Below are 10,549 nucleotides of genomic sequence, written 5' to 3' on the forward strand. Positions count from 1 at the left end.
TGGTGCTCCGAATCTCCACATATTGGATAATCGCAGTCCCAATAAGCTCTATTGGTGCTCCAAATCTCCACATACTGGAAAATCTTAGTCTCAATCAGCCCTATTGGTGCTCCGAATCTCCACATACTGGTAAATCGTAGTCCCAATCAGCCCTATTGGTGCTCTGAATCTCCACATACTGGAAAATCATAGTCCCAATCAGCCCTATTGGTGCTCAAAATCTCCATATATTGGATAATCGTTGTCCCAATCAGCTCTTTTGGTGTTCCTAATCTCCACATACTGGAAAAACAAGTTCCCAATAATCCAAATCCACCATATCCCCATGCAAATGAAAAGACAGCGACAATTTGCCGCTGCCCTTTAGTCGATGATCAACCTGTCGATCTTCCTTTGATTGCTTTATATGCAATCAGTATGATGCCGATTACGAGAAGGATGTGAATGATTCCTCCGGCTACTTTGAAAATCAGTCCCAGCACCCAGAGAACAAGTAAAATTCCGGCAATTGTCCATAACATTGGCAAGCATCTCCTTCCAAACTAATGTCTTTGTTAAAGTTTACCCACCTCGTATTTTTATTAAACTTTGACAAATATTTGCTAACACCGGTGTCCTTGTGTAAAACTTAAACTATTCATTTTAAAGATAGGAGAAATTCACATGGGACCATACAAAATTTTATTTCTAGACATAGACGGAACTGTTTTAAGGCCTGATCACACCATTGAGGAGACTACCAGGGTTGCCATTAAGGAAATGAAGAAACAAAATATGGAGGTTGTGTTGGCCACAGGACGTCCGCTCCATGAACTATCGGACCTTGCAGAGGAGCTTCAAATTACCTCTTTTATCGGATATAACGGTGCACTAGGCATCTATGAAGGCGATATTATTTTTGCCGAACCTATGAAACCCGAGGATGTAAGTTACATCTTAAACGTTTCCAGTGCTTATGGCCATGAAGTAGTGTGTTATACGAATTCAAAAAATTACTTTACTAGCCTGGAACCGGAAGCGGTACAAGCATTTCAAAAACAATTCCATTTGCGCCAGAACGATCTTTTAACAGAGGATGTCATGGAAGAAGTTCTTGGAATGACAATCATCACTGCCGGAAACAACGGTGACTCACTTTACCAGATCAATGGAGGAATCCATTTATCACAAGTGAACGTGGAGGGTATGCAACATTGTTTCGACGTCATACGTGATCATGTGAACAAGGGCATTGGTGTGAAATTTCTTCTTAACAAGCTCGGGATAAAAAGCGAGGAATCCATTGCTTTTGGAGACGGGATGAATGACAAGGAAATGCTGTCCTATGTAGGAGAGGGATTTGCGATGGGCAACGCACATCCGGACCTGTTTCCACATGCAAAACATAAAACGACTTCAGTTACCAATTCTGGAATATATAATGGTTTAAAATCCCTTGGGTTGATTGAATCTTAACCTAAAAACAAAACGGAACCTCTAGGTTAGAGGTTCCGTTTTGTTTACCTTACAGCCTTTTTCTTCGCGCTTGCTTTTGAAAATTGATCTTCGCTCTGTTCCGCTTGCTTTATAATGGCATCTTTATAGCTTATCCAATAAATCAAAGCCACAAAAACGCCTCCACCTACTGCGTTGCCTAAGTACACCGGGACAAAGTTGGTGAAGTATTCACTCCAGCTATAATAACCAGCAAAAATGGCTGCCGGAATGACGAACATGTTTGCAACCACATGCTGAAATCCTATGGCAACGAAGCCCATAATTGGGAACCAAATCGCCAAAATCTTTCCTGTCATGTCGGATGCACCATAGGATAGCCATACCGCCAGACCAACAAGCCAGTTACAACCAATTCCTGAAATAAATGCCACCCAAAAACTCGAATCCAGTTTTGCACCTGCTACAGCGACCGTCTTATCAAGATAAGCACCTGTTTCGGTCAAACCGACAATATGACCAAAAAAATAGGCTACAAACAGGGCCCCTACGAAATTGCTTAACGTAATCCAGAACCAATTTTTCAAAAGCATCTTTACCTTTACTTTCTTCGCGAGACTGGCCATTGAAACAGCTGTCATATTTCCCGTTAACAATTCTCCCCCGGCAAGAAGGATCAAGATCAACCCTAAGGGGAAAACCGAAGCACCTAGAAATGTACCGAATGACCCCCATTCATGCGGAAGGTTCGCAATCACCCTGATGTCCAAAAGATAGCCAATTGCGATAAACGCTCCTCCGAGAAATCCTAATGCAAGCATGTTCTTTACCGGCATTGCAGCCTTAAATATGCCAGAGTCAATAGTCACTTGTGCAATTTCCTGTGGTTTACGAAATGCCAATTTCATTCCTCCTGTTCTTTAGATGCATTCATTGAACATTCTTTTAATCGATTAATTCCCCTTTATCCAACAAAAAAACAGTGATTCCTTATTTTTTGACATTTTTTATAATTAAACATATCATATTGATATATCATATTGATACATTTAATAATAAAGGAGCGTGGAACATGTCCATTGAACATTCCATCCTTGCAGTCATCAGCTTCCGTCCAAGTACCGGTTATGACATCAAGTCTGAATTTGAGCATAAAGCAGCAGGTCTATTCTGGGGCATAAGTTACGGCAGTCTTTATCCTAAACTAAAAAAGCTTGAAAAAGAGGGATTCATCACCACGATCGAATTAGAGACAGGAGGGCGAAAGAAAAAGCTATATGAACTTACTGGCAAAGGCTGGGTTGAATTGGAAGGCTGGCTTGCCAGAAAGCCTGAACCTCCTGCAATAAGGGATGAGTTATTCATGAAGATGGCTGCCTGGCACAATGAAATGGATGTCAAAATCTTGGCTGAACATCTGAAAGACAGGGCAAAGGAGTCACAGGAGATCCTGAATTTCGTTAATGAATGGAAGCAAAACAACACATCGTATATTAATAGTGTCGGAATGCTTGCAATGAGGTTTGCCGAGTTAAAACTAGAGGCTGAGCTTACTTGGATAAAAGAATCCCTCTTCCTCCTGGAGCATAATGAGCTTCCTGAAGGCCAGGATCCGAAGAAGCTTGGAGAGAAACAAATGGCACGTAGAAAAGCCGCACTTAAAAGCGACAGTTAGGAGGCTGGAATATGGAGACTGGTATCTTTAAACCTCTGAAGAACAAAGCATATCGTTCACTTTTTGGGGCACAGGTGTTTTCTGATTTAGGAAACTGGCTTGATTTTATTGCGGTCCAAGTGATCATTGCCTATCATTGGGAACTTGGAGAAGCAGCAATCGCTTCAGTAATCATCATCACGGGAATTCCCTGGGTGGTTATCGGTCCTCTAGCTAGTGTTTTTGTTGACAGACTTCCTCAGAAGACATTGATGATCACCTGCTTATTATTTAGAAGCTTGTTTGTTGCTGGTATGTTTTTCGCGCCAAATCTTTATGTAATGCTGTTGTTTGTATTTCTTAAGGCCACGGTCGCAGCACTCTATGATCCTGCGAGACAGAGTGCGATCAGGCATACAGTCACTGATGATGAACTGTCCGAAGCTGTGACTTTAAGCCAGCTTTCAGTCAATACGATGAAAATTATCGGCCCAGCCATGGGTGGTGGATTGATCGCGCTTTTCGGGGTCAGAAGCCCCTTTATCTTTGAAGCGGCAGGCTTTCTGATTGCCGTTCTTATATTGATGGCCATGCCAAAAATCGAAACAGAACCTTCCGAAAAAAAACAAGAAAAATCTTATTTGGAAGATTTCAAAGAAGGCATCAGTCACATCTTCTCTGCAAGGATTTTAAAGGCAGCAATCACCCTCTCCTCCCTTGGTTTCTTTCTTATTTTTCTCTATGATGGTTTGTTTGTTTTTGTCGCACAAAATCTTGGTTTTGCTGGTGAGGAATTCGGCTTGCTGATCAGTTCTGTTGGTTTCGGAAGTGTAGTGGGCGCCCTTCTCCTTGGCCGATTTACAAGCTGGAAAAAACAGCCCATCCAGCTGATGGCTTTAGCTTCTGTGATAAGTGGCCTTCTCATCCTCCTTATTGGAGTAAGTGTGTACGGTGTTTTCGAACTTCCGAAGATTTTATGGATTGCTGGTGTATTTCTGCTTGGAATCCTGGCTTCTGCAGAAGGTGTTCCATTTGGATATGTCCTGCAATCAGAAACGCCAAAGAATATCATGGGCAGGGTTTCTTCTGCAGCAGCTTCCCTGCAAACATTCTCCATGCTCGTCGCTCCTGCTGCAGGTGCAATGCTTGCTAAATGGATTGGTGTTTCAGGGGTACTAATAGGTGCTGGCATAGCAACCTTTTTCCTTGGTACAATTGCATTAGCAATCAATATGAAAAAAAATGTTGAAGCAAAGAGTATAGGAGCATAGACAAACCAAGCCGTTGGAAACATACCAACGGCTTATTAAAAATCAATCTTTATTCAGCAGCTCTTCTCCAGCTATGCCAGGATTGGTCATTTCATATGGATTAAGAATAAGATCGAGTTCTTCCTCTGTCAAAACATCGTATGCCAGGCATAGCTCTCTTACCGATTTTCCGGTGAGGATGGCTTCCCTGGCGATTCGTGAAACTGCTTCATACCCGAGATGGGGATTAACAGCAGTGATTATCCCTACGCTTCTTTCTACATCCTTTTCCAGTTTTTCCTTATTTGCTTCGATTCCGACAAGGCAATGGTCTGTAAATACCTTAAAACCGTTGTTCATGATGCTGATCGATTGAATGAGATTGAAAACGAGAACCGGTTCCATGACATTCAGTTCAAGCTGGCCTGCTTCTGAAGCTAGGCAGATGGTATGGTCATTCCCAATAACCTGGAATGCGACTTGATTAATGACTTCTGGGATGACCGGGTTCACTTTACCCGGCATGATAGAAGAACCCGGCTGCCTGGAGGGCAAGGAAATTTCATTAAAACCAACCCTAGGTCCGGAAGCCATCAATCGTAAATCATTGGCAATTTTCGACATATTCATCATACATACCTTCAATGCCGCCGATACCGTAGTATATGCATCTGTATTCTGAGTGGCATCGACGAGGTGATCTGCACTTTTCAATGGATAGCCGCTGATTGCAGAGAGGTGGCGGACAACATTTTTGATATAATTCGGATTGGCATTAAGGCCTGTTCCAACCGCTGTCGCACCCATGTTTACCTCGAATAGGTGACCGCGGGTATGTTTGATTCTTTCAATATCCCTTTCCACAACTCGGGTATAAGCTTCGAATTCCTGACCGAGACGAATTGGTACAGCATCCTGCAGATGGGTCCTTCCCATCTTGATTATTCCATCAAATTCCCTTGATTTCTGCGAAAAAACTTCGCGCATGATGATCATCGTTTCCAAAAGCTTGTCCAACAGGGACAAAACAGATAAATGAATAGCCGTAGGAAATGCATCATTTGTGGATTGCGCCATGTTAACATGAGAGTTCGGACTCAGGGTAAAATAGTCTCCTTTTTTCTCGCCCAGCAATTCCAGGGCTCGATTTGCGATGACTTCATTCGTATTCATATTGATAGAAGTTCCTGCTCCCCCCTGAATTGGATCAACGATGAACTGGTCATGCCATTGACCCTGGATGATTTCATCGGCGGCTTTTATGATTACCTCACCTAATCCTCCATACAGCCTGCCTGTTTCCATATTGGCTAACGCCGCTGCTTTTTTTACCATTGCCATCGCTTTTATTAATTCACTATGTATCCTATACCCGGTAATCGGAAAATTTTCAACTGCCCTTAATGTCTGGATGCCATAATACGCCTCCGCTAATACTTCCTTTGTTCCCAGGAAATCTTTTTCTATCCGGACTTTTACTTGACTCATTTCCTACCCCTCCAAAAAATGCTTCAATTTTAAATTAAGTATCGAGGTAACATCAGATTCCTTTCCTGAATTGTGAGCTTACATAAGTATTGTAAATCAAATTCAGAAAATCATCAGCACAAACCAAAATTTTTCTAAAAAAGCAATGGCGAACTTTGTACCTGTTCAGGAAATTATGCTGAAATGCCACTAGTTTTGATAGCTTTTGTCATCAGGCAGGAAAATAGGAATCTGTATGCTGAATTATATGTATGAATTCGTTTTTTTATAAAACAAAACAGAAAGGAATGTGCGTGATGATTGATGCTCCATTCATAAAAGCATATACCATTAAAGAAGTCTCCAAGAAAATTAATGTTCCGACTGGTACCATCAGACAGTGGGAAAAGGACCTGTCTGGACTGCTTGTAGTACCGAGAACAAAGCAGGGAGCAAGATTTTATACGGATTTTGAAATAGATCAGCTGGTGAAAATTAAACAGATGAGGGATAAAAACCTCAGCAAAGATATGATTAAAGACCTATTGCAGCATCATATGAAATCAAACCAGGCTGCTGACGAGGAATACAATCCCACCAACACCAGCCTTTCCCTTCCATCTGAATCGTCTGGGACCTCCCTCGCAGACAGTCAAAATGAATATGAAGCCTTCCTGAAGGCTATGGATCAATATAAAGATATCTTAATCGACGAAGTCAAAGCAGAAATCAGAAATAGCATTAGAAAAGAAGTTCTGGAAGAGGTGAAAAAGGAAATCTCCAAAGGATCTCTCACAACAGTAAAATCGCTGTCGGACTCCATTTATAAGACTGGCGAACGAACCAATGAGCATATTATGGAGCTTTCAGAAATAGTGAACAGGAATTCCAAAGAAAATTCCAATATGACTAAAACGTATAAGGGAGCGAATGAGAAAATTATAAAGTTGACGAGTAAGGTAGATCAGCTTTCCTCTGGAACAAATAGGGATTTATCCATTCTAGCGAAACGTTTGGATGAAACAACTGAAACGGTTTCCGAGGAATTTAAGATACTTGCTGATTATGTTTCCAACAGTCGGGAAACGACAAATCAGGAGTTGACGAATCTGAATCAAGTTATTAGTCAAGAGCGTGAATATTTTGTTCATACCCTTCAAAATGAACGAGAAGAATTAACACGAGAAATCAGACGACGCGAGGAAATGTTCAAGGATATGGTAGATAACTTCAGGGAAACTGCCGTTTCCAAACAGGCAAAGCGAAATTGGTGGAAGATTTGGAAATAGATTCAGCAAATGATTGGTAGATTTTCATGGATTCTCTTTCAAACAAAAGGGTATAGTAAGGAATAGTTGGAGGTGTAAACATGAACCGTTTTTTTGAAAAAGCAAAAGAGACTTTGAATCAAGCGTATGGCCAGGCAAAGACAGCCTTCTATTCCATTACTTCTACGCCATCAGCTTCTGTAGAGCAGATTGCACAATACGTGATGGAACATCCTGACAATAAAGTGACAAGGAAGAACTATTTGGGGGTTACGTTATCATTCTATGAGCTTGTACAAGGACAAATGAAATACTACCTAGAAACAAATGGTTCTAAAATATTACAGCTGGATGTTCATTCAAACTATCACAGTGTTATTGCTTACCGCTCCTATAAGGACCATCTGTCTTTAAATACACCAGTCAAATTTCCGGATCTGAACCAAACTCAATAATTCAAAGATTCTGTATTAAGTAATTGCCTGGTGAGTTTGTCCTCCCTTTAAACGGGTATAAAAGAATAGACAACATGAAAGGAGGCCAAAATCATGAATAATGATCAATCAAAAGGTGCTTTCGATCAGGTAAAGGGGGAAGCGAAAAAGCAATTTGGCAAACTGACCAATAATGAATCCATGGAATCAGAAGGCCGTCTTGATAAAGGGAAAGGCAAATTAAAAGAAACTGCCGGGGATTTAAAAGAAGATGTATCCCGTGCATTTAACCATTCATCAAGAGACTAATGAACAGGAAAAAGCCTTCCAACTAGCGAAGGCTTTTTCCTGTTCTATTCTATATGGTTCTTATTTTTCCCTTTTACAAATCGGTATGCAAGATACGCTATATATAATGGGGTGGCGATATAAATGAGATATGGAAATTGATCATAAGTTCCTTTCCAGATGACAAACAGCAATGACCCGAGAAAAATGGTTACAATGGTTCCATACTTTGGAAGAGGCACTTCTTTAAAGCTTGGAATCCTCACCCTGCTGACCATGAGGAAGCTAAGAGCAGTGAAGACAAACGTCGTTACAATATTGGGAATCAAGTTCCCGAATAATGTTAGGATTGCCATGATTCCGCCTGCAGCAGTGATTGGAACGCCAATAAAGTAATTAAGTGAGGATTTATCCGTGCTAATATTGAACCTTGCCAAGCGGAAAGCACCGAAAAGCGGAAATAGACCGGCAACCATCATCCCCAATATGCCGAATTGATAGAAATAAGTATAATAGACAAGGAATGACGGTGCTACCCCGAAGGTAACAATGTCTGCGAGAGAATCGAGCTCTTTGCCGAGCTGGCTGTCCACCTTGAGCATTCGTGCAAGTCTTCCGTCCATACTATCGAGCATCATGCCGATCAATATTAAAATAGCTGCATTATTAAATTGGCCATTAGCCGCAAATCCAATCGAAAGAAAACCACTATACAGATTCCCAAGCGTAAACATATTGGGAATCATTTTTGTAAACCGCATTCATTGTCACCACTCTCAGAACATTGTAGGCTTCAGCATTTCAACTCGAAAGCCTACCTAGTTAATGATCTTTTTATTTGCTGAATAGATAGTTTCACTATATTACCTCATATCCAAAAGATATACAATCGCTTCATATGGTCTCAATTGGATGGTTGACGAGTATTCTTGTGCTGGTTCATAATTTGATATCAAAACTTTGCTTTTCATTTCATGAAGATCTGGTGGCACAGGGAAGCTTTGCTCATCTTCGGTAAAATTTAAGATAACAAGAAGCTTTTGTGCATCCAATGTTCTAGTATAAACATAGATGTTTTCATCTTCTGGAAGCAGAATATCATAGCGGCCATGAACAATAATCGGCTGCTCTTTCCTTAATTTGATTAACTTTCGATAATAATGAAAAATAGAACCCTCATCCAAAACTGCCTGACTAGCATTAATCTCTGGATAATTTGAATTCACTTGAATCCAAGGAGTACCAGTAGTAAAACCACCGTGCTCGCTATCATCCCATTGAAAAGGTGTACGCGCATTGTCGCGCCCTTTTACGTAAATGGATTCCATTACTTTTTTAGGATCTTCTCCATTCTGATTGACTTTTTCATCGTACATATTCAAGGTCTCAATATCCTTATAATCCTCGATCGAATCAAAGCGGACATTGGTCATCCCAATTTCCTCCCCTTGATAAATATAAGGGGTTCCTTTTAGCATATGGAGGAAGGTGGCAAGCATCTTCGCGGATTCCACACGATATTGTTTGTCATTACCAAATCTTGAAACCATGCGCGGCTGGTCATGATTATTCAGGTAGAGGCTGTTCCATCCGATTTCCTGAAGGCCTGTTTGCCATTTAGTAAAGTTTTGCTTTAAGTCTGTCAGCTTTAGTGGTTTAAGGTCCCACTTTCCACCTGGTCCTGAATCGAGGTCAACATGCTCAAATTGAAAGACCATATTGACTTCGTCCCGGGTCTCATCCGTGTAAAGCTTGGCTTGTTCCACATTGACACCTGGCATCTCGCCGACAGTCATTACATTATATTCAGCAAGTGCTTCTTTATGCATTTCCTGGAGGTAGTCATGAATTCTCGGTCCATTCATGAAAAATCTGCTGCCAGAAACATATTTTTTTTCGTCAGGATTTGGAGCATCAGGAAGTCCATCTACTTTAGAAATGAAATTGATCACATCCATTCGGAAGCCGTCGATCCCTTTCTCCAGCCAGAATTTCATCATGTCATACACTTCTTGGCGAAGTTTTGGGTTTTCCCAATTTAAATCAGGCTGTTTCTTACTGAAGATATGTAGGTAATACTCTTCCGTAGTTTCATCGTACTGCCATGCAGAGCCGCTGAAAGTGGATTGCCAATTATTTGGTTCTTTTCCTTCTTTCCCTGGTCTCCAAATATAATAATCTCGATAAGGATTATCCTTCGACTTTTTTGATTCCATAAACCATTGATGCTCATCAGAACTATGGTTTACAACCAGGTCCATGATCAACTTAAGTCCTCTTCCATGCATCTCTTTTAATAGAAGCTCCCAATCCTCCATTGTTCCAAAATCATCCATAATGTTTCGGTAATCACTGATATCATATCCATTATCATCATTCGGAGATTGGTAGACAGGAGAAAGCCATACTACGTCTATCCCTAATTCTTTTAAATAATCAAGCTTAGAAATAATGCCAGGAATATCACCAATGCCATCACCGTTGGAATCCTTGAAACTCCGGGGATATATTTGGTATATAACTGATTCCTTCCACCATTGTTTTTCCACACAAGTCACTCCTTAATTATTGTGAGGCTGTATTGCAGGTAATCTTCTTTATTGTATATTTAAAACCCTATACATAAACGTTTGCGTTTCTGTGATAATCATAATATTCTTTCCCTCTTATATCAACCATTTCATAAGAAAAGCGCAAGCGCCTTGGTCAGCCCCGACAAGCGCTGGAGGGCCGACCAGTGAAGTCGTTCTTTGA

The 10,549-nt window shown here is 40.9% G+C and carries 11 protein-coding genes; 6 read left to right on the forward strand and 5 right to left on the reverse strand.

The window, feature by feature from the left end; all coding sequences use genetic code 11:
* Positions 1-374: 374 nt before the first annotated feature.
* Positions 375-521 (reverse strand): lmo0937 family membrane protein, encoded by a 147-nt coding sequence (locus tag UB32_RS19880; protein ID WP_128721568.1) that lies wholly within the window; start codon positions 519-521, stop codon positions 375-377.
* A gap of 142 nt (positions 522-663) precedes the next feature.
* Between UB32_RS19880 and UB32_RS16045 the strand changes: the two genes are divergently transcribed.
* Positions 664-1,455: an HAD family hydrolase gene (locus UB32_RS16045; protein ID WP_044395546.1), complete on the forward strand. Its 792-nt coding sequence runs from the start codon at positions 664-666 to the stop codon at positions 1,453-1,455.
* A 44-nt stretch (positions 1,456-1,499) separates the two neighbouring features.
* Here UB32_RS16045 and UB32_RS16050 read toward each other — a convergent pair whose 3' ends face one another.
* Positions 1,500-2,336 (reverse strand): formate/nitrite transporter family protein, encoded by an 837-nt coding sequence (locus tag UB32_RS16050; protein ID WP_044395548.1) that lies wholly within the window; start codon positions 2,334-2,336, stop codon positions 1,500-1,502.
* 170 nt (positions 2,337-2,506) lie between these two features.
* Here UB32_RS16050 and UB32_RS16055 point away from each other — a divergent pair, with 170 nt between their 5' ends.
* Together UB32_RS16055 and UB32_RS16060 are read left to right on the forward strand one after the other, a co-directional pair.
* The gene (locus tag UB32_RS16055) at positions 2,507-3,109 is read left to right on the forward strand and encodes a PadR family transcriptional regulator (protein WP_044395550.1); all 603 of its coding nucleotides are present in this window, start codon (positions 2,507-2,509) and stop codon (positions 3,107-3,109) included.
* An 11-nt stretch (positions 3,110-3,120) separates the two neighbouring features.
* Positions 3,121-4,359 (forward strand): MFS transporter, encoded by a 1,239-nt coding sequence (locus UB32_RS16060; RefSeq protein WP_044395552.1) that lies wholly within the window; start codon positions 3,121-3,123, stop codon positions 4,357-4,359.
* Between the two features lie 42 nt (positions 4,360-4,401).
* Here UB32_RS16060 and aspA read toward each other — a convergent pair whose 3' ends face one another.
* On the reverse strand, positions 4,402-5,826 hold the full coding sequence (gene aspA, locus UB32_RS16065) for an aspartate ammonia-lyase (protein WP_044395555.1): 1,425 nt from the start codon (positions 5,824-5,826) through the stop codon (positions 4,402-4,404).
* A 296-nt stretch (positions 5,827-6,122) separates the two neighbouring features.
* Between aspA and UB32_RS16070 the strand changes: the two genes are divergently transcribed.
* The 3 genes from UB32_RS16070 to UB32_RS16080 all read left to right on the forward strand — a co-directional run bounded on the left by UB32_RS16070 (position 6,123) and on the right by UB32_RS16080 (position 7,816).
* Positions 6,123-7,094 carry a MerR family transcriptional regulator gene (locus UB32_RS16070; RefSeq protein ID WP_044395557.1) on the forward strand — a complete coding sequence of 324 codons (972 nt, stop codon included), beginning with the start codon at positions 6,123-6,125 and terminating at the stop codon, positions 7,092-7,094.
* Between the two features lie 80 nt (positions 7,095-7,174).
* Complete coding sequence (locus tag UB32_RS16075; protein WP_044395559.1) at positions 7,175-7,528, forward strand: hypothetical protein; 354 nt, start codon at positions 7,175-7,177, stop codon at positions 7,526-7,528.
* A 93-nt stretch (positions 7,529-7,621) separates the two neighbouring features.
* Positions 7,622-7,816, forward strand: coding sequence for a CsbD family protein (locus tag UB32_RS16080; protein ID WP_044395561.1), 195 nt, complete (start codon positions 7,622-7,624; stop codon positions 7,814-7,816).
* Positions 7,817-7,860: 44 nt separating this feature from the next.
* On the opposite strand, the gene pssA is transcribed toward UB32_RS16080, so the two are convergent.
* Complete coding sequence (gene pssA, locus UB32_RS16085; protein ID WP_044395564.1) at positions 7,861-8,556, reverse strand: CDP-diacylglycerol--serine O-phosphatidyltransferase; 696 nt, start codon at positions 8,554-8,556, stop codon at positions 7,861-7,863.
* A 102-nt stretch (positions 8,557-8,658) separates the two neighbouring features.
* A complete protein-coding gene (locus tag UB32_RS16090) occupies positions 8,659-10,344 on the reverse strand; it encodes a glycoside hydrolase family 13 protein (protein WP_044395566.1) in 1,686 nt (561 codons plus the stop codon).
* Between the last annotated feature and the right edge of the window lie 205 nt (positions 10,345-10,549).

Origin of the sequence: Mesobacillus subterraneus, assembly GCF_000934845.1 — a bacterium.
In the GTDB taxonomy this organism is placed as follows: domain Bacteria; phylum Bacillota; class Bacilli; order Bacillales; family Cytobacillaceae; genus Mesobacillus; species Mesobacillus stamsii.